This window comes from Chryseobacterium ureilyticum, assembly GCF_900156735.1.
In the GTDB taxonomy this organism is placed as follows: Bacteria; Bacteroidota; Bacteroidia; order Flavobacteriales; family Weeksellaceae; genus Chryseobacterium; species Chryseobacterium ureilyticum.
Genome location: NZ_FTOL01000003.1, coordinates 125,956 through 149,553, shown reverse-complemented (window position 1 = coordinate 149,553; position 23,598 = coordinate 125,956). Strand labels below are relative to the sequence as shown.

At 34.1% G+C, this 23,598-nt stretch carries 25 protein-coding genes; 8 read left to right on the top strand and 17 right to left on the bottom strand.

Annotated elements, in window-relative coordinates:
* The first annotated feature begins 224 nt into the window (after nt 1-224).
* From BW983_RS10385 to BW983_RS10375, 3 genes are all read left to right on the top strand, one after another.
* A complete protein-coding gene (locus BW983_RS10385) occupies nt 225-434 on the top strand; it encodes a hypothetical protein (protein WP_076551901.1) in 210 nt (69 codons plus the stop codon).
* Between the two features lie 185 nt (nt 435-619).
* On the top strand, nt 620-826 hold the full coding sequence (locus tag BW983_RS10380; protein ID WP_076551900.1) for a hypothetical protein: 207 nt from the start codon (nt 620-622) through the stop codon (nt 824-826).
* Nucleotides 827-989: 163 nt separating this feature from the next.
* Entirely contained in the window at nt 990-2,216 is a 1,227-nt protein-coding gene (locus BW983_RS10375) for a DUF6051 family protein (RefSeq protein ID WP_076551899.1), read from the top strand.
* 85 nt (nt 2,217-2,301) lie between these two features.
* Here the strand turns inward: BW983_RS10375 and BW983_RS10370 are convergent, their stop codons facing one another.
* The 6 genes from BW983_RS10370 to BW983_RS10345 form a co-directional block, all read right to left on the bottom strand.
* Nucleotides 2,302-3,045 carry a LytR/AlgR family response regulator transcription factor gene (locus BW983_RS10370; protein WP_084184429.1) on the bottom strand — a complete coding sequence of 248 codons (744 nt, stop codon included), beginning with the start codon at nt 3,043-3,045 and terminating at the stop codon, nt 2,302-2,304.
* A 63-nt stretch (nt 3,046-3,108) separates the two neighbouring features.
* Nucleotides 3,109-3,381 (bottom strand): 2TM domain-containing protein, encoded by a 273-nt coding sequence (locus BW983_RS10365; RefSeq protein WP_076551898.1) that lies wholly within the window; start codon nt 3,379-3,381, stop codon nt 3,109-3,111.
* 29 nt (nt 3,382-3,410) lie between these two features.
* A complete protein-coding gene (locus BW983_RS10360; protein WP_065395563.1) occupies nt 3,411-3,701 on the bottom strand; it encodes a 2TM domain-containing protein in 291 nt (96 codons plus the stop codon).
* Between the two features lie 312 nt (nt 3,702-4,013).
* Nucleotides 4,014-4,583: a methyltransferase family protein gene (locus BW983_RS10355; RefSeq protein WP_076551897.1), complete on the bottom strand. Its 570-nt coding sequence runs from the start codon at nt 4,581-4,583 to the stop codon at nt 4,014-4,016.
* 38 nt (nt 4,584-4,621) lie between these two features.
* Nucleotides 4,622-4,936: a 2TM domain-containing protein gene (locus BW983_RS10350; protein ID WP_228408994.1), complete on the bottom strand. Its 315-nt coding sequence runs from the start codon at nt 4,934-4,936 to the stop codon at nt 4,622-4,624.
* Nucleotides 4,920-6,251, bottom strand: coding sequence for a 2TM domain-containing protein (locus BW983_RS10345; protein WP_076551896.1), 1,332 nt, complete (start codon nt 6,249-6,251; stop codon nt 4,920-4,922). Before BW983_RS10345 ends, BW983_RS10350 begins: the two co-directional genes overlap by 17 nt.
* Before the next feature lie 308 nt (nt 6,252-6,559).
* On the opposite strand from BW983_RS10345, the gene BW983_RS24015 reads away from it, so the two are divergent.
* Nucleotides 6,560-6,733 (top strand): hypothetical protein, encoded by a 174-nt coding sequence (locus BW983_RS24015; RefSeq protein WP_167369978.1) that lies wholly within the window; start codon nt 6,560-6,562, stop codon nt 6,731-6,733.
* 106 nt (nt 6,734-6,839) lie between these two features.
* Here the strand turns inward: BW983_RS24015 and BW983_RS10340 are convergent, their stop codons facing one another.
* From BW983_RS10340 to BW983_RS10330, 3 genes are all read right to left on the bottom strand, one after another.
* Nucleotides 6,840-7,499: a hypothetical protein gene (locus BW983_RS10340; protein ID WP_076551895.1), complete on the bottom strand. Its 660-nt coding sequence runs from the start codon at nt 7,497-7,499 to the stop codon at nt 6,840-6,842.
* Nucleotides 7,500-7,549: 50 nt separating this feature from the next.
* Complete coding sequence (locus BW983_RS10335; RefSeq protein ID WP_076551894.1) at nt 7,550-9,799, bottom strand: TonB-dependent receptor; 2,250 nt, start codon at nt 9,797-9,799, stop codon at nt 7,550-7,552.
* Nucleotides 9,800-9,892: 93 nt separating this feature from the next.
* Complete coding sequence (locus tag BW983_RS10330; protein WP_076551893.1) at nt 9,893-10,795, bottom strand: AraC family transcriptional regulator; 903 nt, start codon at nt 10,793-10,795, stop codon at nt 9,893-9,895.
* Nucleotides 10,796-10,991: 196 nt separating this feature from the next.
* Here BW983_RS10330 and BW983_RS10325 point away from each other — a divergent pair, with 196 nt between their 5' ends.
* Nucleotides 10,992-11,495, top strand: coding sequence for a superoxide dismutase family protein (locus BW983_RS10325; protein WP_076551892.1), 504 nt, complete (start codon nt 10,992-10,994; stop codon nt 11,493-11,495).
* Between the two features lie 52 nt (nt 11,496-11,547).
* Here the strand turns inward: BW983_RS10325 and BW983_RS10320 are convergent, their stop codons facing one another.
* Nucleotides 11,548-13,677 carry a carboxy terminal-processing peptidase gene (locus BW983_RS10320; protein WP_076551891.1) on the bottom strand — a complete coding sequence of 710 codons (2,130 nt, stop codon included), beginning with the start codon at nt 13,675-13,677 and terminating at the stop codon, nt 11,548-11,550.
* A gap of 336 nt (nt 13,678-14,013) precedes the next feature.
* Here BW983_RS10320 and BW983_RS23845 point away from each other — a divergent pair, with 336 nt between their 5' ends.
* The gene (locus tag BW983_RS23845) at nt 14,014-14,184 is read left to right on the top strand and encodes a lmo0937 family membrane protein (RefSeq protein WP_139329256.1); all 171 of its coding nucleotides are present in this window, start codon (nt 14,014-14,016) and stop codon (nt 14,182-14,184) included.
* A gap of 207 nt (nt 14,185-14,391) precedes the next feature.
* Nucleotides 14,392-15,180: a 5'/3'-nucleotidase SurE gene (surE, locus tag BW983_RS10315; protein WP_076551890.1), complete on the top strand. Its 789-nt coding sequence runs from the start codon at nt 14,392-14,394 to the stop codon at nt 15,178-15,180.
* Nucleotides 15,181-15,425: 245 nt separating this feature from the next.
* Here surE and BW983_RS10310 read toward each other — a convergent pair whose 3' ends face one another.
* Genes BW983_RS10310 through BW983_RS10300 form a run of 3 tightly spaced genes read right to left on the bottom strand, consistent with a single transcriptional unit; the run spans nt 15,426 to nt 17,817 of the window.
* Nucleotides 15,426-16,829 (bottom strand): radical SAM protein, encoded by a 1,404-nt coding sequence (locus BW983_RS10310; protein ID WP_076551889.1) that lies wholly within the window; start codon nt 16,827-16,829, stop codon nt 15,426-15,428.
* Nucleotides 16,830-16,847: 18 nt separating this feature from the next.
* Nucleotides 16,848-17,075, bottom strand: coding sequence for a hypothetical protein (locus BW983_RS10305; RefSeq protein WP_076551888.1), 228 nt, complete (start codon nt 17,073-17,075; stop codon nt 16,848-16,850).
* Nucleotide 17,076: 1 nt separating this feature from the next.
* Nucleotides 17,077-17,817, bottom strand: a complete 741-nt coding sequence (locus BW983_RS10300; protein WP_076551887.1) for a prolipoprotein diacylglyceryl transferase — start codon at nt 17,815-17,817, stop codon at nt 17,077-17,079.
* Between the two features lie 61 nt (nt 17,818-17,878).
* On the opposite strand from BW983_RS10300, the gene BW983_RS10295 reads away from it, so the two are divergent.
* Nucleotides 17,879-18,916, top strand: coding sequence for a GMP reductase (locus tag BW983_RS10295; RefSeq protein ID WP_076551886.1), 1,038 nt, complete (start codon nt 17,879-17,881; stop codon nt 18,914-18,916).
* Between the two features lie 62 nt (nt 18,917-18,978).
* Here the strand turns inward: BW983_RS10295 and fabG are convergent, their stop codons facing one another.
* From fabG to BW983_RS10275, 4 genes are all read right to left on the bottom strand, one after another.
* On the bottom strand, nt 18,979-19,722 hold the full coding sequence (gene fabG, locus BW983_RS10290) for a 3-oxoacyl-[acyl-carrier-protein] reductase (RefSeq protein ID WP_065395554.1): 744 nt from the start codon (nt 19,720-19,722) through the stop codon (nt 18,979-18,981).
* A gap of 180 nt (nt 19,723-19,902) precedes the next feature.
* Nucleotides 19,903-21,366, bottom strand: a complete 1,464-nt coding sequence (locus BW983_RS10285) for a WG repeat-containing protein (RefSeq protein ID WP_076551885.1) — start codon at nt 21,364-21,366, stop codon at nt 19,903-19,905.
* A gap of 46 nt (nt 21,367-21,412) precedes the next feature.
* Nucleotides 21,413-22,087 carry a 16S rRNA (cytidine(1402)-2'-O)-methyltransferase gene (gene rsmI / locus BW983_RS10280; RefSeq protein WP_076551884.1) on the bottom strand — a complete coding sequence of 225 codons (675 nt, stop codon included), beginning with the start codon at nt 22,085-22,087 and terminating at the stop codon, nt 21,413-21,415.
* A 2-nt stretch (nt 22,088-22,089) separates the two neighbouring features.
* The gene (locus BW983_RS10275; RefSeq protein WP_076551883.1) at nt 22,090-23,571 is read right to left on the bottom strand and encodes a hypothetical protein; all 1,482 of its coding nucleotides are present in this window, start codon (nt 23,569-23,571) and stop codon (nt 22,090-22,092) included.
* Nucleotides 23,572-23,598: the final 27 nt, after the last annotated feature.

Here is a 23,598-nt window from a genome sequence, read left to right as displayed (position 1 = left end):
GATCCTGGTTATTGGGTGCGTGTTTCGAGATACGTGATACCGATGGCAGAATTTAGAAATGGTTGTTCACTAAGACAAAAATTAAAAATCATACTTTGATATTATAAAACCCGAAGCAACTTTTGTTTCGGGTTTGCTTTTGAAATAAAAAGTTTTTGAAAATATTTTGTAACGTATTTCAATTTGTCATACTTACTGGATAAATAACAATAAAAAATATCATTATGAAAACTTCATCTTCAAACAATCAATATGCATATGCCAACAATATTCTTATTGCTTTAGTGTCTGCGGTTTTTGGTTACAATCTCTATCAGGTATTTGTACATCCCGAAAAATCCAATATTGCTATAAGCCTTATCTTAGTGGTTTTGACTTCTATTATGGTCCGAAAATACGGTTATAAGCAGGTAAAAAACACATCCAAAGAATAATTAATTCTAATATATTTATATAAAACCCGAAGCGTCTTGTTTCGGGTATTTTTTTGTTAAGCCTTTATTTACTTTTTCAAGTACAATATCATACGTCTTCTTATAATATTTAAAAAAATTAAATTTTCCCTGTAACGTATTCTGAATTATCGTACTTACTGTATAAACAACAAAAAAATATTATTATGAAAACTTCAACTTCAAACAATCAGTATGCATCAGCCAATAATGTATTGATCTTCTTAGTTTCTATGCTTTTGGGTTATAATATCTATCAGGAAATTTATCATCCGGAAAAATCTGATTTTATTTTATGTGTAGTTTTACTAGCTCTCACTTCTGTTATGGTACAGAAATACGGAGCTAAAAATGATCAAAAAAGCGAAAAATAAACATCAAAATCTAATTATCATATGAGCCCGAAACGAATTTGTTTTGGGTTTTTATTTTAATTATTTTTATGCCTGGAATATATTTAAACACTTTAATTCAATACGTTATAGCAATATTTACATAAATTGATTGTTCTAAATATGAACCTTCAATTATCTTGCTATGGAATATTATGAATTGTATGAAGTTTTGAAAGATCATTTTGATTCCGGAAAAAATATTGTGGAGATCGAAAACCTAAACTTAACCATTGAATCTGTCCCCTTTGAATCCAACGTTTCAGATCTTCTTCATGGTTCTAAAAATTTGGATTGTCCGAAGCATCATCAACCTTTGGAAATCAATGAAAATGCCTATTTAGTATACCATCAGCATTCCGTAGACATTAAAGACTCTGATATTGAATGTAATAAAAATTTTGAATATTATATTCTGAAAAGAGCTGATGTGGAAATGACAAAAGGTTGTATTATCTTTTTTCATGGGCTGAATGAAAAGAAATGGGACAAATATCTTCCTTGGGCGCATGAATTGGCTCAGAGAACTCACAAAGCGGTTATTCTCTTTCCTATTGCCTTTCATATGGATCGTGCAGAAGCCATCTGGAGTGATCGTCACCATATGTTGGAAATTGTAAAGTTCAGAAAGAGCAAATATCCTGAAAACACTCATTTTTCTTATGTAAATGCCGCTATAAGCTCAAGATTGGAAGCTCACCCTCAAAGAATGTTTTGGTCCGGATTACAGACCTATTCTGACATTATTGAATTGGTAAAAGAAATCAGAGAGGGCAAGATCAAAAGTATTTTTTCCGATGCACGTTTGGATCTGTTTGGCTATTCCATTGGTTCATTTTTATCTATGATCATTAAAATGGCAGATCCACAGGGTTTTTTCACCCAATCTAAGGTTTTTTGCTTCTGCGGAGGCATGACTATTGACCGTATGTTTCCTATCTCCAAATACATTATGGATTCTCAGGCTACCATTAAAATGCAATCAGTTTTTACAGAGCTATTGAGTTCAGACTTTAAATTTGATAACAGATTAAAGCATTATCAGGATGATGATCTCCATCCACAGGAAAGCTGGTTCAAAAAGATGCTCAGGTACAATTATTTCCAAAATGAAAGGGAAAAAAGGATCAAAGAGATCCAATCTCAGATAAAAGCTTATGTTTTGGAAAAAGATTCTGTGGCTCCTCCAATGGAAGCTTTAAATACTCTTCAAGGCGGTTATAGGAACATCAATGTAGAAGTTGAAATAAAGGATTTTCCGTTCGATTATTCACATATGGTTCCCTTTCCTCTTACTTATAAGAATAAAACAGAAGTTACAGAGGCTTTCCAACATTTCGTAAAGTCTGCCAGTGATTTTTATGCTCAATAATGCTCAGGAAAAAATGGCGAGAAAGAGTTTAAAAAGAAATAGTAAAAGGTCCATGGTTGTGATTTTTAGTTTTAAATAGTTTAATTTAACTTACCAGCCAGTCTTTGAAATCTTTGACTCGATCTCTGCTAACTGTAATTTCTTCTTCCGGTTGGAAGTTGAGTTCTACTTTGTAATACGGTGAAGTGTGGATATTTTTGATATAATCCGAATTGATAATAAACTGTCTGTTCACCCGGAAGAATTTTTTTTCATCCAAAGTCTCCACGAGTTCGTCTAATGTAAAATCCGACGGATAAATCCTGTCCTCAGTCTGCAGATAAACGATCTTATTTTCACTGAAAAAACAGCTTATTTCGTGGGTCTGTACAATCTTCAGATTATACCCGATTTTTACTAACACTCTGGACAGAATAGATTTTTCTTTTCTAATCAGCTGCTTGATATCCTGCGATCCTATTGTATCACCAGAAGGAATAAAGGATTTAAATTTTTCTACAGCTCCGGAAAGATCTTCTTCAAGTATTGGTTTCAGAAGGTAATCAATACTATTTAATTTAAAGGCTTTTAGGGTATATTGATCAAATGCAGTCGTGTAAATGATAAAGCCCTTGGTAGGTACTTTTTCAAAGATGTCAAATGACAGTCCGTCACCCAGAACAATATCGGAAAAGATAAGCTGGGGATGTTCGTTTTCAGAAAACCAGGCAACCCCCTCTTCCACTGATTCTATTTTTCCAACCAATTCTATTTCAGGAAAGTTACTTAACATTCTCTCCAGTTTTCTTGAAGCAGGTTTTTCGTCTTCGATAATGACTGTTTTAATCATCTTTGGTTATCGTTTTATAGTTTTTAAATTCAGAAAATAAAATTAGATAAAAACAGGGAGATTTTATAAATCAATCATTTTTTTATTTTTACCCTCTTCTTTTTCTATGATTTTTCTTTCCCACTCGTCATTAAAAACAAACAGAGATATTGCTTTTACGACAAGAATCAATGCCCAGACAGTCAATATAAAGTGTCCGCTCAATACATTATAGTGAAACCCTTCTCTTATCAAATCATTTCCAATAACGATTCCTGCGATGATTCCAAACCACATAAGGTTTTTATAAAATTTCTTTAATTGTTGAGCTCTGTTGTTTGTGTTGTTGTAATTCATGATATTTTGTTTTTAGTAGTTTATAATTATTAAAGTGTTTTAATTTTTCTTTTTTCTTCCTCCATCAGTTCTTTGATCTTGTTTTCTTCCCATCTTTTCCCAATTCCGAAAATATTCACTGCATGAAAAGCGATTCCTATTCCCCATCCAAGCATTGGCCATAAAAACCATAAGTATCCGGGTGCTGTCATCAGGTTCAATATTGCTAAAAAGGGAATAACGATACAGAAAGAAGTAAGGTTTCCGTAAAATTCTTTTAGTTCTTTTACTCTTTTTGAAGCTCTTTCGTAAGCTGTTGTTTCTTTAGTATAAGTTTCCATAATTTTTATTTTTAAAGAGTTAATTTGTTTTTTTCTTGAGCCAAAGGTATGGCAGCAACAAGCATCAAATCAACTTTATATTACCGAGTGGTAGATAATGCTAACTGAATGGTAAAAATTCCGGAATAATAGATTTTATGGATGGAGATTCTTATTGTTAGAGTACATAAAGCAGTATAATAACACCCTATTTTAAGATGTGATAAAACCAGAGATTTTCAGTTAATTAACCACACTTTTTACGACTAATGCACAAATAAAATTATTCGTGCATTAGTGGCTATTTAAAACAGATTATATGTGTGAGGAAATTTAGTAAATAAACGGGATGAGCTTTTTCGTTGTTTTTCTATACTTGATGTATTCTTCACCAAATTGTTCTATAAGCACCTGTTCTTCAATTTTAATTCTGTAAGCAAAGGCTAAAAATGGTGGTACAAAAGCAAAAATAAGTGACAGCCAGTTATTGAGATATAACCCCAGTCCCAATGAAGTAAGCAGGGAAAACGCATAAGAAGGATGTCTCAGATACTTGTAAAAACCTTCTTTTTTGATCTTATGATCTTGTTTAATGGTAACATCTACTGTAAAGTATTTTCCAAGCGATCTGATAATAATAAACCTGAAAATAATTCCTATAAGGATGAATGCTTCTCCTACATAATAAATCCAGATATGATGGATTATTGGCAGTGAAGAAATATTGGAGACGGTAACTGCTGCTGCAATGGAGAAAGGAATTGCCAACCAAAGAATATTCAATGTAGATTTATCTTTGTCTCTTTTATCTTCTTTGCCGGATTTGAGCATGTTTTTATAAAGAAATTCACTAAGAAACCATGCCACCATAGAGATTAAAAACAGCGTGTGTAAAGCATTCATTGGATTGATATTTAGTGTTAGACGAATGATGAAACTTTTTACAACTTCTCTGAATGGTCTTTTTCCATCAGTTCACGAATCTTCTTCTCTTCCCATCTTTGTAAATAATCATTTTTGGATAAAAGAACTACTGCTGCATGTGCAAGAAGCCCAATTCCCCAGAATGTAGCCGTGAAAAAGTTTTTGAACTGAAAGTAGCTTTCCCCAGGCTTTAGATGAGTATAGTTGTAATAGACAATCATCAGGTTTACTACCACATAAACAAATAGGTGAGCATAGAAACTTCTTAATCTTTCTACCTGTCTTTTTGCTTTCTGATATTCAATATCGTTTTCGTCAAATGTTTCCATCATTTCTGTTTTTTTGTTTGTTCATTATTTCACGAATCTTCTTTTCCTGCCAAGATTCTCCGACACCAAAAACCTGGAAGGCATGTGAAGCTAATCCTATTCCCCAGCCAAATACCGGGAACCAAAACCAATGAAAAGAGCTTCTCGTAAAAAGGTTAATAAAGATCAAAAAAGGAATTACTATACAATAAGAAATCAGATTCATATAGAAATCTTTAAGCTCTTTCACTCGCTTTTGTGCCTTTTTGTAGCTCTTATAATTTTCATCCGGTTCTGAACTGACAATATTAGGTTTATTAAGCAGCATCGGAAGTTTTACTTTAAAATAATCTTCAGATTTCTCAATAAATACATTTCTCTTTGTGAGTAAAGAATAACGTTGTACGATATTGGCAAGCCCTATTCCTGAGCTTTCTTTAATCTGTTCTCTTACTTGTAGATTATTCTCAATGCAAAGAATATCATTCTCTGAAAATATTCTGATGATCAAAGGTTTTGAGGAAGTAGCAAAATTATGCTTTATACAATTTTCTAAGAGGAGCTGTAATGATAATGGAACTACATATTTCCTATAATCTTCTTTTTTGACTTCAAAAATAAAATCCACACTGTCTTCGAATCTTGTTTTTAAAAGATCGCAATAGGTTTTGGCAAATTCCATTTCGTCTTCTACAGTTACCAGCTCTTTATCTTTTTGTTCAAGTACATAACGATAAATCTTTGACATTGAAGCAGTAAACTTCTGTGCCTGGCTTGGGTTTTCATCAATCAATGAGCTTAAAACATTTAGAGAATTAAAAAGAAAATGTGGATCAAGCTGGTTTTTTAAACTTTCAAACTGAGCATTGGCAGATTTGGCAATAAGCTTCTGCTCCACTACTTCTTTTTTGGATGCCTTCTTCAATTCTTGCATAAATCCTTTCGCATGTAAAAATGCTGAAATGAGCAATGCAATATTGATAGTAAACCAATTGGTAATATTATATTTCCCAGCCAGAAACTCTTCTGTAGTACTTGCTTTCTGAATCAATACAAAATTGATATAGTTACAGAAGTACACCAGTATAATATTTGCGATAACAATAGAAACGATGCTGATAACCGCTCTTTTTGAAGTTTCTTCAGACCAGGGAAATCTTTTATTGAGAAAGCTGTTAATAAATCCATTTCCGCCACCCAATACAACCGTATAAATTAAGGAAATAAGTATTGTGTATATAAAGTTTTCTATGCTCTTTTCTGAGGTAAATGCAAAAAAGAAAAACATAGAGACAATGAATGAGATGACAAACAGCGTTATAATATCCTTACGTTTCATGATTCGTTTTCTTGAGTCAAAATTAGCTTTTATTAAAGGTATCAAAAATTATTTCTTACCGAACGGTTACTTTTCTTCGCTGAACGGGATCATAAAAGAAATTGCTTCAATTTTTAATCCTTCACATAGCACTCACGCATTTATCAAATTAATTATTAATTTGAATTTTTAACAAACAATAACCTACAAAACAAACAATTAAATGAAAATAATTTTATTTATTTTAAGATTTATCGTAATTTAGTGAAATACAAAACAGCGTTATCCGAAAAGCTTAAAGAGTAGGAACTATCAAAAAACAAATTAAAATGAAAACATCTAAAAAAATGATGGGCTTAAAAAGCTTATCCAGAGAAGAGCAAAAGAAAATCGGAGGTGGTAAATTACCTGTAAAAGACCCGTGGAATGATGATGGATGCGGGTGGACTATGTGCAGAAACCAGTTTGGAAGATGTACAGCATTCATTGAGCAATGTGTATAACCCCCTTCTTTTATATAAAAAATTGAAAAAGTATCAGTAATGGTACTTTTTCTTTTTATTATTAAAATCACATAAAAAAACCTTCATTATCTGAAGGTTCATTTTATTATTTTGATGGTTCCGCTGGCAGACTTAGAAAGTATTCTGCTTCTCCTTTCCCCCAGTTCGGGTCTAATGTTGTTTTAGGTTTGTAAGCATTAAATTTCGCCAATGCTTCCTTGAACATTTCTAATCCTTTAGTTTTGCTTCCACCAAACTGCTCAGGAGTAAAGTAAATATCTTCTGCTTTAATCAAAGCAATTCTTGGGTTAGCAGGATCTAGTTTCTGCGCAATATTAAGCTCCTCACTGGCTCTCATTCCATCTGTCATATACCTTTGCTGCGGATTTACCATCATTCTTAAAGAGTAAGCCATTTTTTTCAATAAACGAATCTCGGCATTATCCGCTCCTGCAAGATTCTGAGCCATTGCCAAGTGCTTTTCTGCCTGAGATGCCACCCCATCCAGATCCTGCATCTTTCCATCTCTCATCATTATTCTTCCTTTCTGAATATAGGAAAAAGCAGCATAGTATGCCGGAAGCCACTGTGAACTTTCCTTACTTCCTATTCTCTGAAAATCATTAGCCAACGTCTGGAAATCTTCAGCTGTTTTGCAGGTTTCAATTTTAGCAATCTTTTCGGACATAATTTTTTCATAATCTGACTGTGCAAAAGAAGTTAAGCTCATCAGAACTAAAGCAAAGCTTAAAAGATATTTTTTCATAATAATTGATTTTTTAAAATTAGTTTTTATCGTTTCCCGAAGGTATGTTTTTATAAATTATTATTGATAGCATCATCCGTTTTGTCTACTCCGAAACTAATAAATGCTCCTATAAAGACAAAAGTATTCACTGGTGGGACAATTGCAGAACTTCTGGAACCATCCGCAGAAAAATTGGAGCCATATACATTCTTTGATCCTAAAATATTACTGATACTCAATACAAATACCGGAAATGCCTTAGCATCTTTTTTACCAATATTCGGAAGATAATTGATACTGAAATTCAAAGCATTATAATCTTTCAACCTGCCTTCATTTCGGGTATAATTAATTGCATTTCCATTCTCAAATGTAGAAGCAATATCATAATAAGGGCGTCCTTTTGCATAGGTATAAGATAAGTTAACCCCAAGTTTCCATTCCGGAATAAATCTTTTTGCTACTGCCGAAAGAGTATGTTCAGCCGCAAAACTTGGTTGCAGGCTCACAGGATAATTCAGGAAATCCCTCTTTGAATCCAGGTATGAATAGCTAATCCAATAATCGATATTTTTAAATGTCTTTTTATTATCTCTCCAGAAAAACTCCACTCCTTTTGCATATCCGTATCCATCATTATTCAAAGCGGTTTGAATCTGCTGATTTTGTTCTTTATCCGGTGTTACATTAAATGTTTTAATCAAATGGTCATACTTTTTATAAAAAGCTTCAAAACGTAAAGTTCTTCCCTCTGAAGCCCTCTGAACCTGAAAAATATAATGTTGAGATTTTTGAAATCCAAGATTCGCAGGAGCATTGATGTATTTACTTTCTGGGTTCTGATAAAAAAGTCCGTAAGCTAAAGAAGTTGTCCAGTCTTTTGCAAGTCGGTAGGCAATAGCAAAACGAGGGGCAATATTGTTTTTATCTAAAAAAGAAGAATGCTCTGCCCTCACTCCTATTTTCGCAGATAATGCATTACTGAAGCCAAAATCGGTTTCCACAAAAGCGGAAGAAATTAAGTCTTTATAATGTTTCTGCACTGTTTCAAAATTCAGGTTTTCATCGGTATTATTTAATTCAATTCCTCCTCTGACGGCACTTATTTTGTTGATTTTTCTTTCAAGAACTGCTTTAAAATTCAGATAATTTCCGTCTGTCAGAAGCTGAGTTTGATTGGATTCAAGATCATTGGTTTCCGTAGAAAAATGAAGATTTGATCTGTTGTAAGAGTAAGAACCGCCTACATTCAGGAGATATTTTCCAAATTTCTGCTTAAAAGATAGATTATGAAAAGTATTTTTACCATTAAGTTTTACCAGACTGAAATCATATCCGGGCTCTAGACTTTCTGATTTTACTCCCATTTTATTGGAATTGAACATTCCGTAATATTTGAAAAAGCCGCCTGATTTTGTTTTGAATCTGAAATTCATATCTCCGTTAAGCCCTTGCGGAGCTTCCACAAAATCTGTATTAAAATTAAAGACTTTCTGCATCAGACTTAAAAGAGAATATCCTGCTGTAGCACCATAGGAGTAATTTTTATTGTCTCCCAGCTTTTGAAATCCTGCGCTCAGGAAAATGGGTGAAATTCCGAAATTATAAGATGTTTCATCTGGAAGGTCAACACTTTCTAACATTAAAGCTCCGGAAAGCGCCTGCCCGTACAACGCAGAATAGCCACCACTGGAAAATATATTTCCTTTAAAAAGAGAAGTATTGAACTGATCTCTCCCTGCAATTCCGGGAACAGAGTTAGAAAAATAATTATTGATAAGACTTCCGTCCATAAAGATCTTAGATTCTGTACCGGTACCTCCACGGATAAAAAGACCTTCCGTACCTCCTACTTTCTGTACTCCGGGAAGATAGGTTAATGCTGAAGAAATCTGCCCGTCTGCACCCGCCGTTGTATAAATATCAATGGGAGTAAGCAAAGCGGTTGCTCTTTTCTTATCACTTGCCTCAATAGACCCTGCAGAAACTACTACTGCATCAATCTCGCTGATCTGTTCTTTAAGATCTATATTACCTAATGAAATATCCTGATTTTCAATACCAATCGATTTTTGAACCTCTTCGTATTTCTGATGAGTGAAAGTGACGATACGGTTTCCCTTTTCCGAAGTTTCAAAAGAGAAGTTTCCTTGTGAATCTGTAGTTGCCCCATCATAAGAATCCTTTAGAGTGACATTTACTTCACTTATTCCTTTATTCTTAAACACTACCCTTCCAGAGATTTTTATTTGAGCATTCCCCATCATAAAGGCTGTAAATGCAATGAGAAAGAATATTTTATAGACCTGAGTTTTCATGGTTGTTATTTTATATGTCAAAAGTAACACGTCCAATACCCTTCTGTAAAAAAATAATTACTGAAGGGTATTGTTTTGTTACTGAACGGGAAATTAATGAATAGGAATGCAGAAATCAACGATCATTTTACCTTCCGGATGTTCCTTAAAATTGGAATGATAGATTTCAAACGGAAATGTTCTCCTTACGGAATAATTATGCTCATTCATCCATAGAAACAATGATACCCAGCATTGCTCAAAATCCTGAAGGGTCACTTCACCACTTCCTACAATAAATCTTCCTGCTTCTATCGTCTCGGAAAAGACTTCACCTTTTGGTTCTCTCAATTTTTCATCCAATAGCATACATGCATGAATTCTAACCTTATCAGCGGGTGTTACTTTAAAGCTGTCATGGTATACAGAAATCATTTTAACATTTTCTCTGGGAAACAGGTTCTGCTCTTTTGCCCAGTTGATCAATAGGTTGTAGGAAGGTTCTACCTGAGCAATCCCAAGGCTCATTACTGCTGCCAGATTCATTTCCGGCATTTCTTTTACTTCGATTTTTAAATTCATTGTAGTCCAATTTAATAGGTTTTCAATACTACAAATGTATTGGCTGAAAACCGTATCAATTTGTCCGTTCTTGCTTTGTGTTTGTAAAATCTTGTGAAAAGTTTCAGGTGCCGTTTTTCGAAAATCTGAAGGCGGTAATCCGTAATATTTTTTAAAGGTCTTACTGAAAACGGAGTGGTTTGAAAATCCAAGATCGAGGTAAATTTCTTTAATCTCTACATGCTTATGAACAGCCAGAAAAAGGGCGCTTTTCTCTATTTTCTTACGGATAATATAATTCTGAAGTGTTTCTCCTGTAATAAGTCTGAATATTCTGTGAAAATGAAATGGAGAATAGGCACTGATCTCTGCAATTTTTTCCAAAGAAAGATCAGCGTCAAGGTTTGCATTGATGTATTGAATTGTTTTTACAATCCGTTTTTTATATTCTTCCAAATCAGAAGTTTTTACTTACAAAAGTATTGATTGATTTTAAATTTCTGTTGTCCTTTCTTGCTGTTTTTCAAGATAAAAACAGGGTAAATCATAGTGTATCATCTACACTCCTTCCGAAAAAAAAGACTAGAATCATAAAGCGCTTTGAAAAAACTTTTTTAAATTTATCATAAATATTACTATAAATCATTTAAAAATGAAAGTACAAACACTAGCATTATTGGCAGGATTTGCATTTTTAGCTGCTTCATGCGGAACAACAAAAACATATTCTGTAAATGCCAAAAGCGGAACTCAAACCGGAGGAACGGCAAAGTTTACCCAACAAGGGAATGATGTCATCATGAAACTGAATGTAACTAACCTTACTCCTGGAATCCATGCAGTACACATTCATGAAAAAGGAGACTGCTCTGCGGCAGACGGAACCTCTACAGGCGGACACTGGAACCCATCCAAGAACGACCATGGAAAATGGGGTGCTGAGCATTTCCATATGGGAGATATAGGGAATCTGGTAGCGGATCAAAACGGAGTTGCAACCCTTACATTCAAGACGGATAAATGGTGTCTTGGATGTACAGACGAATCCAAAAACATTATCGGTAAAGGGCTTATTGTACATGCCGCAGCCGATGATTTCCATACTCAGCCTACAGGAAATGCAGGCGGAAGAGTGGGATGTGTAGAAATTAAGTAATCCATTTATTCAATAAAAAAACCGATAATTTTCATTATCGGTTTTTTTATGTTTATGATTTTACTCCCATATCTGATACAATATTCATTGCTTCCTGCAGGTAAAGATCTTTTTTCAGATTCTTGATCCACATTTCAGATTTCTTTTTGAAAGCTTCATCTTTTTTCTCTCTTTCTACTTCAGCCGGATACATGATAAACTGAAGTCCGTTTTCAAATTTCGTAAGTACTTTGAACTTTTCGATCTGAGATTTTCTGTGTTTCATCAGCTCGTTAAACTTATTAATATTCAAAGTAATATTTTCTTCTTTATCCAATTTCTCTCTCCATTGAGCAGATTCCAGTAAAAGCTGGTAGTTGCTGTTTTTAGCCATTCTGTCTGCACTTGCTTTTTCAAGAGCCTGAATGTTGAAATAATTCAGTTTTTCAAATTTGGTAGCTGGAATTTTATCCCAGGCTAAAGCAAAATCATCATAACGTTCTCCTACTTCTGCGTAAGTAAAGAAGTCTTTCATCTGAATATCGGAAACAATTCCTTTTCTCTGTGTAGATTCTCCTGTAACTCTGTAGAACTTCTGAATCGTCAGTTTTAAAGATCCGAAATCATCTTCAGTATTAAGGAATCTGTTCAGGTCAACAAAAGTTTGAACGGTACCTTTTCCGAATGACTGTGGAGATCCTATGATCATTGCTCTTCCGTAGTCCTGCATTACTCCAGCTAAAATTTCAGATGCTGAAGCAGAAAGTTCGTTTTGCATAATCACTAGCGGACCTGTCCAGATCGGAGCCTCGTATTTGTTCTTTAGAGTCTGTATTTTTCCATTTCCGTCTTTCACCTGTACATAAGGTCCGGCATCCATGAAAAGCCCCATAATATCACCTACTTCCGTTAGAGAACCTCCACCGTTATTTCTCAGGTCAAGAACGATTCCTTCAATATTCTGAGATTTAAGCTTAACGATTTCGTTTTTAATATCATCAGAAGCATTTCTTCCTTTTGAATTTTCAAAATCTGCGTTAAAGCTTGGAAGGTTGATGAATCCGTATTTCTTTCCGTTCGGTGCGTTTACTACAATACTTCTTGCAAAAGTATCTTCGATAGCTACCTCTTCACGAACCATTGTTACATCTTTGATACTACCGTCTTTTTTCTGAACAGTTAATGTAACAGGCGTTCCTTTTTCACCTCTGATCAATCTTACGGCTTCATCAGAAAGCATTCCTACAACGTTTACAGCGTCATCTTTTGGCTTTGATCTTACTTTTAAGATTTTATCTCCTTCTGAAAGCTGCTTAGATTTCCATGCCGGTGCTCCAATAGTCAATGCTCCAAGGTAAAGGTTTCCTTTTTTCTCCTGAATGATTGCTCCGATTCCGATTACTTTTCCTGTAAACTGAGTGTCAAAGTCTTCTTTATCTTTAGGAGAATAATAGTTGGTATGTGGATCAAATACCTCTGTATAAGCATTCATATACACAGTAAACCAATCCATTTTCTTTCTCTTTTTGAATCTGGTAAAGGTATCTTTTACAAGGTCTTTTACTTCGTCTGTAGCTTTTTTGATCTTCTCATCCTGAGTAAGAACTTTTAGCTTAATGGTATCTTTTAATTTGTATTTCTGAACAGAATCTTTCTTCTCTTTTTGAAATTCCTCTTTGCTGTTCATCGATTCAATTTCCTGAAGGATATTGTATTTGATGAATTTTTTCCATTCGTTATACTGTTCCTGTTTGTTGGCAGGTACTTTTTTTAACTTTGGTTCCAAGGTAAGCGTTTCATCTTCCTGAAGGTTGATTGGCTTACTGAAAATATCCTGAGTAATCTTATCAATCTCATCTACTCTTTGGTAAAGTCTGTCGATTGTCAATTTATAGAATGTAAGATCTCCCTGATTGATATAATCATCAAGTTTTGTTTCATGCTTACTGAATTCATCCATATCAGTTTGCAGGAAATATCTTTTAGCAGGATCTACTAACTCGAAATAATGCTTATAAACATCCTTAGAATAAGCATCATTGATAGACTTGGGACTATAATGCAGGTAAGAAAGGGTGTTTTTTACACTCACCATTATCGTCTGCATTTTTTCATCATCGTTCTTGGGCGAGTTGAAGCAAAACATTAGACTGGTTAATGGAATAAGAAGTAAAAATTTATTCAGTTTGAAATTTTTCCACATAAACTGTCTTTATTTATTAATTTTTGAAAAATAAGTATTGTAATAAGTAGCAATAATTTGCAAACTGTTACAAACGATCAAATTTAATACCTTATTTACAAATATCGCACAGTTTTAAGTATTTTTATTCAAAGTGATATCAGCCTCTTTCCTTTTTATATTTTTAAACACACAAGTTCACAGTAAAATAGGGTATTAATTCTAAACTGTTAAAAGATATTCATAAATAAAACGGTTTCATAAAAAATCATAAATAGGTACCACAAAACCTCATTTTCCTTCATAAAGGCACAAAATATGCTGATAATTAAACATATAACTTTAAAATGTAATGTCATGAGAAGTTTATTATGGTTAATTGCAGTAATCTGCATCGTCGTTTGGCTATTAGGAATGCTTGGAATCGTACCAGGAATCAGCACAGGATACTTAATTCATATTTTATTGGTAATAGCTATTATCGTTATTCTTTACAACATCATTACAGGAAAGAAACCGCTTGATTAATTATTGACGGTGAATGACGGGTAAAATTTTATCCTTATAATTCGGGAAATACAACATCTTTTCACCATCTTAAAGCAATGAATAACAAGTCTGTTATTTTATTACGTCTTATTTTTGATTACATTTGATGTGTTGAAAATTCACTTTGTTCTATTCTCAAAAGAACAGATTGTACTGCATTTGTATAAAAAAAAATTAAGATAATATATGGAAAGACCGCTTATTCTGGTTACTAATGATGATGGAATTACAGCTCCTGGTATCAGAAATCTTATCAGTTTTATGAACGAAATCGGGGAAGTAATTGTTGTAGCACCGAACTCTCCTCAAAGTGGTAAAGGTCACGCTATCACAATCAACTCTACCTTAAGCTATGAAGAAGTAACTCTTGATGGACCTCAAAAAGATTATTCTTGTAGTGGAACTCCTGTAGACTGTGTAAAGATGGCATTGGATAAAATCCTTACGAGAAGACCTGATATTGTAGTTTCAGGGATCAATCATGGAGCCAATTCTTCTATCAATGTAATCTATTCTGGGACCATGTCTGCAGCTGTAGAAGCTGGTGTAGAAGGTATCCCTGCTATTGGATTCTCTTTATTGGATTTCAGTTGGGAAGCAGATTTTACTCAGGCAAAAGAATATATTCAGAATATCGTAAGAAGAACTCTTGAGAACCCGATGCCTAAAGGAATTGTTCTTAATGTAAACATTCCAAAGTTACCTGCAGAGGAAATAAAAGGAGTAAAAGTGTGCAAGCAAGCTAATGCTAAGTGGGAAGAAAGCTTTGACGAAAGAATAAACCCGCATGGTAAAAAGTATTATTGGCTAACAGGTTATTTCAACAATATGGATGATTCTGAAGATGCTGATGAAACAGCTTTGGCAAACGGATATATTTCGATTGTTCCTGTGAAGTTTGATCTTACAGCTTACGAATACATGAAAACATTGGAAGAAGTAATGGCTTTTAATGCCGTGAAGGAATCTAAATAATACTGTTATTTTAAGATAGAAAAAGCGTGAAATTTGATTTCACGCTTTTGTTTTTTTCTCGCAGATTGGGCAGCTAACGCAGATTTACTTAGCAATGTCCATCACTTATACGCAATAATCAGTGAAAATCAGTTTAATCTATGGGAAATAAAAAATTCCAAATTCTTTGATGGACTACAGATTTTCGAAGATCAACACAGATGATTATGCTTAAAATTAGCTAGAAATACTCATTTATTTCTGTGTTAAAATAATACCTTATCTTCTTTTCTAAGTTCCTCTAAATAGCTTTTCTTGTCATCACGGTAGAAAAGGTTCATAGTTTCAAACGGAATTAATTTCAGGTCTTTGTTTACGATATGAACACAGGATTTTTTCACTGCTCTTACATCAAAATCATGGGCATCCATGAAGTTCATAATGATAATTCTGAACAAATTATCGTAATCCAGATCCGGAGCACATACTTCCGGAAGGCAGCAAAGCAACTGATTAACCTTAGGTTTTACTTTATCAACAGAAATACCGGTACTGAAAATATCCAGCAGCTGCATATGAAGCCCTTGATCCTGTTCGTAAACAATGGTATTTCTTGATTCATTATTCAGAAGATCGGCAGGATTAATATAACGGGTTAAAGGAATAGTTTCTCCTTCAAGTTTTAAAATATAACCCATTGCCAAAGCATCCGGATTACACGGAACCGGAATAATATCATCAGAATTCAATAACGGAAACTGATTAATAATTTCCTGTCTCACTTCTGTTAAGGTAATTTTTTCATGAGCAGAATCTTCTCTGTTTCTTCCTGCAATTTCTACTGGCTGAAAAGTAATTCCTCTAACACATTTCTGCTTTAGGGCAAACTCAATAATTTTTCCGATTTCATCTATATTTTTGCCTTTCTGGAGCACAATCACTAATGTCGTGGAAAGGTTAAGCTCATTCAATTTTTCTAAGGCTTTCATCCTTACAGCAGTAAGATCTTTTCCTCTGAAATCTTCTAAAACTTCCGGCTTAAAAGAATCGAATTGTAAATATACTTCAAACTCAGGAGCATAAGTGGCTAGCTTTTCTGCAAAACCAGGATCGTTGGCAATTCTTATTCCATTGGTATTCAACATTAAATGTTTGATCGGTTTTGACTTGGCAATATCCATGATCTTGAAAAACTCAGGATGAATGGTAGGTTCTCCTCCACTGATCTGAACCACATCCGGTTCACCTTCATTTTTAACAATGACATCAAACATGGCTTCAATTTCTTCCAGACTTCTATGACTTCCATAATGGGGTGAAGACATAGCATAACAGGTAGGACAGGTCAGATTACAACGGTCAGTCACTTCCACAATAGAAAGACAGCTATGTTGCTCATGATCTACACACAGCCCACAGTCATACGGACATCCGTATTCTACATCAGTACCAAAGTGAAGAGGCATTTCCGAAGCTTTATTATAGTTTCGTATGTTCTTATAGTAATGGACATCTGAAGCAATTTTTGTTTTGAAAAAGCCATGATCCGGACATCTTTTGGTCATAAAAACGGCTTCATCCTCTATAATGATCTTTGCACCTACCCTTTTCAGGCATTCTGGACAAAGACTTATGGTATAATCGTAATAGGTATAGTTTCTTACTGGCATAATTGATTTTTAAAATGCTTATCCACAGATATATCCGCTAATCAGACCGAAGGCAAGTAAGCAAATAACAAAAGTCTGGATAAATTGTTTTCTACTGAATTTTCTGTTGTCTTTACTTTCATAGATCAGTTTCACAATAAAAGTAATCACTATAGAAAAGAACAAAGCTCCCAAAATCATAATACCAACGATCATGATTACCAATCCGGTAAGATCACCCGCTTCTAAAATTGTTAAAGGTTTCATTTTAAATATTTGATTTGGTGTTTTTAATAGTATAAATGTAGTAAATAATTACACAAATACATACAAGCTGAATCGTTCCCAGATTTCCTGCAATTTCAATTCTTGGTTTAATAAAATCCAACAAAAATCTAAATGTAAAATAACTCAGCATAAAGATCTGAAAAAGAAAACCGGACGGATATTTCCTAAGCTTCTGAATATATTTTAAAATGATCCAAAGAGTAATGAGAAAGCCTATTTCATACAAAGCAACCGGATGTCTAAGGTATTCATCTCCCAAATGCATTCCAAAAATAGAGTCCGTGGGAATACCATACGTTTCTTCATGAACCCCAGTAAGAAAACATCCTATTCTTCCAATGATGATTGCCAACATTAAAGGAAAAACAATGAGATCTCCTGTACTTTCTTTATGATTCACTACTTTTTTAGCCAATTCTACTCCCAATAAACCAAATGCTAATCCTCCGACAATGGTATTACTGGACCAAAATTTTTGAAAACTAAAGTTATCAAACATCAAATAGGGATTTTCGAGATTTCCTATCAGTTTGGAACCCAGCAAAGCCCCAGCAGTTGCTCCTATGAGAACGGCAGCAGAAGTATTGAATGGAAGTTTTTCTTTTGATTTTCTTTTAAGATAAAAATAATACCTCATACCCAGAAACATTCCAACGGCTTCGAAAAGAGGATGTGCAAGAATTGTTTTGCCAAATATATGAAAGGTTACAGGAAAATCCATTGTTTCAAAAGTAAGTCATTTGAGATTATTTACTACCTTTATTCTGACAAATAATTACAAAATGCGTATAGAATATGACATAAAACTGGGGTTTAAGGATGTAATGTTCCGCCCAAAGCGTTCAACATTGAAGTCTCGTTCAGAAGTAGATCTGGAAAGGGAATTTATTTTTAAACATACTCAGAAAAAATGGAGTGGCGTTCCCGTAATTGCAGCCAATATGGATACCGTGGGAACTTTTGAAATGGCTGTAGAACTTGCCAAAGAAAAGATTATCACAGCTGTTCACAAGCATTATACTCCTGAAGAATGGGATCAGTTTCTGCAGAGTCAGCCTGAAAGTATTCATCAGTATATTGCTTTAAGTACTGGAACAGGAAAAGCGGACGAAGAAAAAATCAGACTTATCTTAGAAAAGCATCCAAAAATCGAGTTTCTGTGTATCGATGTTGCCAATGGTTATTCCGAGCATTTCGTTGAGTTTGTGAAGACAGCAAGGACTAATTTCCCTGATAAAATCATTATTGCAGGAAATGTTGTAACCGGAGAAATGGTAGAAGAGCTTCTTTTAGTAGGTGCTGATATTATAAAAGTAGGAATTGGTCCTGGTTCGGTATGTACTACCCGTGTGAAAACCGGTGTTGGCTACCCACAATTATCAGCTATTATTGAGTGTGCTGATGCTGCTCATGGGCTGGGTGGTCATATCATTGCAGATGGAGGTTGTAAGGTTCCCGGAGATGTTGCAAAAGCCTTTGGTGGCGGTGCTGATTTCGTTATGCTTGGCGGAATGTTTGCCGGACATGACGAAAGCGGCGGTGAAATGATTGAAGAAAACGGTAAAAAATATCGTATGTTCTATGGAATGAGTTCAAAAACAGCCATGGATAAACATTCCGGAGGTGTAGCAGAATATCGTGCTTCAGAAGGAAAAACAGTAAAAGTTGCATATAAAGGTCCTGTAGCCGAAACAGTGAAAGATATTCTAGGAGGTGTACGTTCTACGTGTACGTATGTAGGGGCTTCCAAGCTTAAAGAGCTTTCAAAAAGAACTACTTTTATCAGGGTTCAGGAGCAGGAAAATCAAGTTTTTAACTGATAAAATTTAAAAATTTGCATAAAAAAATAGGCTACACAAAATGTGTAGCCTATTTGTATTTTTTACATCAACATTCCACCGTCTACGTTTAGCGTCTGACCTGTAATGTATGATGACATATCACTTCCGAAGAATACACAAGCATTAGCGATATCTTCCGGCTGCCCTCCTCTCTTCAAAGGAACACCGTCTCTCCATCCCTGAACTGTTTTCTCATCCAGAACAGCAGTCATTTCAGTTTCAATGAATCCTGGAGCAATAGCATTACATCTGATGTTTCTTGAACCTAATTCAGCCGCAACAGATTTTGTAAATCCGATTACACCTGCTTTAGAAGCAGCATAATTTGCTTGTCCTGCATTACCTTTTACTCCAACTACTGAAGTCATATTGATGATAGATCCTGATTTTGCCTTCATCATCGGCTTAATCACCGCTTTTGTAAGGTTAAATACTGAATCTAAGTTTACTTTGATTACTTTATCCCAATCTTCTTTGGACATTCTCAACAACAGGTTATCTTTTGTGATTCCTGCGTTGTTTACCAAAATATCAATCTGCCCAAACTCTGCCATTACATCTTCCACTAGTTTTTGAGCTGCATCATAATCTGATGCGTCAGACTGATATCCCTTAATTTGGGTTACAGAACTTAAAGCTGCCTCTAATTCTTTAGCTTTGTCTACAGAGCCGGCGTAGGTAAATGCTACTTTTGCCCCTTGCTGAGCAAACATTTCAGCAATCCCCTTACCGATTCCTCTTGTAGCTCCGGTAATTAGTGCTACTTTTCCTTCTAATATTTTCATATCTATGACAATTATTTTCTTTATAACTCATTCAGCTTGTGTTCGCTGACTCATTCAATCTTTATAATTCCCTTCCGGAATTAAACGGTTTGCAAAGATATTATAAATTGTTATTCAACACATTGAAATCGTTAAAATACTTAGTTTTTTTGTAGATTTTCTGTCATTTTTTTAAAGTACTTACAAATCATTTCTAAACCTGGTGAAATAAATAAAGTCTGTTTTTTTATCTTTGGTTACTTTCAAAACTTCTTTCATCCAGAAAAATTTATCGTAAACAATGTCTGTTAAAGGCTCATGTTGAAAATTCGATACCCCATATTTCCCCTCCTTCTTTACAACAATTTCATTTTCAAAATTATCAAACGTAATAATATCTTCATAGACGAACGGTACAATTTCCGTACCCTTTCCATCAAGAATACCATAAAGATTATCCTTATTCATACAAACAAGAGGCTTGGAATACTCATTGAGGATATTAAAATATTCAAGACCTTGGTTCTTAACAACTTTGATTCCTTTAAGCTCACTAACAGACTGATTGGCAGCAGAAAATCTGTAATATTGATCTTTTCTTTTAATCAAAACATTATCGGGATAAAAACCAACGATCTGATCTTCTTCATTAAGAATATTCTTAAGTGTAGTGTCAAAAAGTTTTTCTTCGTTTCCTTTTTTAAGGTAAATCAAATCTTTTCCTGCAATTGTAAAGTTTTTGATATAATCATATTCCTGGGGAATAATTAAATTTCCCTGTAAATCTACAATACCTGCTTTATCAGTTTTATCACTATAAACACTGAAAAGATCATTGAATAAAGGAGTTAGATATTTAAAAGTATTGGGATAGAGCTTTTGGTCTTTCTTATTAAAAACAGTTGCTTTACCTTTTTTTCGGAGATAAACATAGTCTCTTTTACCAAAGTATTCAGGAGTGATATCACTGTAAATTTCATCAGCTATCAGAGTATCATTGATATCTATCAATCCATACTTTCCAGTTGCTTTATTTTGAGTTATCAAATAAGGATAAGCATTGATATCTACTACATTTTTTGAAAATTTATGTAAGGTCTGTCCGTTTTTTCCAATGATTTCAGGCTGGTTCTCTTCATTAATGATAAGTGCCTTATCATTTTCGAAGTTGTAATCGTCTTTAAACTCTCTGTTACTAATCTGCTTCCCGTTGAAATCATACAGAAACCATTTTTTATCTCTCAGAACAAAAAAAGCATCCTTTCCCACAAACCTTATTCTATCCGAATCCGGAATAATTAGTTTACCATTATAGTCGTAAAGGATTTCTTTACCCTGTTTAGAAGCTATAATACGTTCTTTACTCCACCATGGCGTATTAAAATCCTGATCTTCAAGAGGAACTAATTCAGTTCCTTTTTCGTCGATAATAGCAGATTTTCTTTTGTTTCCTTCTTCAGAATAAAGAATAAACCTGTTCTTGAAAATATGAGAAATCCCTCCTTTATATTGAGATTCAAAAGTAATATTTCCTTTCGCATCTATCACTCCTTGCTTTTTAGAAACAGGGTCATAAGCAATTCCAAAACCATCAGAATACGAGCTTACCTCCTTCCCTGTTTTTTTGGAAAGGAGAACCTTAGTGTATTGGTTAGTTTGCGCCATACAAACTGTAGAACACAATACAAAAACTAATTTTTTCAATTAAAAATTAAATAGAATTATTGACAATAAGAACGATCTCTCCCTTTAAAGTTTTACTCTTGGAAAATTCAATTAACTCAGTGATTGTTCCGCGTTTAGTTTCCTCAAATTTTTTGGAAATTTCACGGCTTAAACTTGCCTTGGTATTTTCACCAAAGAATTCCTTGATCTGTTCAAGAGTGGTATTGATCTTGTGAGGACTTTCGTAAAGTACAATGGTTTTCTTTTCTTCTGCAAGCTGCTTTAGCTTCGTTTGTCTTCCTTTTTTTTGTGGTAAAAACCCAGCAAATAAAAATTCATTATTCGGAAGTCCTGAAACTACTAATGCAGGAATCAAAGCTGTAGCACCTGGAAGACAGATCATTTCAATATCATTATCAGCTCCTGCTTTTGCCAATAAATAACCCGGATCTGAAATTCCCGGGGTTCCCGCATCGGTAATAATGGCAATATTCTGACCGTTTTTAAGGTCTGTAATAACTTTCTCCGTCGCCTGATGCTCATTGTGTAAATGATAGGATTTCAAAGGTTTGGAGATTTCAAAATGTTTTAAAAGTATTCCAGAAGTTCTGGTGTCTTCACATAAAATATAATCAACTTCCTTAAGAACGTTTACCGCTCTGAAGGTCATATCTTCAAGGTTCCCAACCGGTGTAGGAACAAAATATAAGATTCCGCTCAAAATTATAAGAATTTATTTTCCACCAATATCCAAAGTCGCTGTGCATATTCATCCACATTACTCCATTTTCTGTCATAATAAAGGTCGCTCAGGTATTCTTTGGCTTCCTCCAGTGTTTTGAAATGATTTAGCTGGGCTACTGTATCATTCAGATCTGCCTGGCTTCCTTCAAACAACATTTTTGAAAAGGCAATTCTATCATTCAAATCAAGTCTAAACTCTGGTTTAGACTTTTCAACTTCCATAAGGTTGGTAGGAATATTAGATTTAATAATACTTCCCGTATCCTCCTTTATTGGTGTTGACTGGCTTTCTCTTGGGAAGTCTCTTTCTAGAGGATCATCGTCAAAGAGAGTTTGAACTACTTTCAACCCTTTGATATTGGCTAATTTTATTTTTTTCTCCTGATTGTATTCATCTAAGTTTTCAAAACTTTCATCAGAAGGATGTTTTTCTGTTTCTTCGGGAACAGGTTTATCTATATCAACAATTTTTCTTCGATCATAAACTTCTGCCAGAAGTTGTTCTTCTTCTTTTTCATCTTCGGAATAGTCATTTTTGATCTCATTCAGAATATTATCAACATTAGAAGTTTCAGATGCAAATTCTCCCTGTTGTAAAGAGATATTGGAAGTGACAAACTGTTCTTCAGTTTCTTCCATTAATATTTCATCATCAAGCATTTCCGTATCAAAAATACTTGGAATAATCTCAGTAACTTTATTTTCTTTTGTATCACTTACCACAGCATAATCTACTTCATTCTTTTCAGATTCATCATCAGTATCTATTTCATTCAACTGATTATTAAAAATAGCTTCTTCTTCTGTGTCTTCATTAGTAAACATATCTTCATTGATATCTTCGTCAGAATCCGGTTGAGCATCAGCAAGAATTTTTTCTTCATCTACAAAACTCAAAACAGCTTCATCAGCAATTGAGTGCTCATTTTCATCTATTTCGTTCAATTGATTATTAAAGATAGCTTCTTCTTCTGTAACACCCACATATGAAGAATTTTCATGAGCTTTTTCAGCTGTTTGATCTTCATTGTTTTCTTCTACAAAACTGACAATATTTTCATGAAACTCATTCTCAACAATTTCGTTTAATTGATTATTGAAAACCGCTTCCTCTTCGTCAGATCCAATGATAAAGCTATCATTTTCATGTTCATCAATTTCATTGAGTTCGTTATTAAAAATAGCTTCTTCCTCAGTCACTTCATTTCCGGAATCATGATGTTCAAGCTCTCCTGAAGCAAAAGAAACAGTATGGATTTCGGAATGATGAACGGGCTGTTCTGTTACAAAGTATTCGATATTTTTTTCCAGTAATTTCAAAAAAGAAATCCTGTTAGCAAGCTCATCTACAAGATCTTGCTTGGAAAGTAATTCGTCCACATTATTTATTTTGTCCAGATTATCGATGATATTCATGGATTCAAAAAAAATCTTTTCCTTTAAATCTTGGATATTTTGCATAATAAGATTCTTATTAAAATTGCTTAC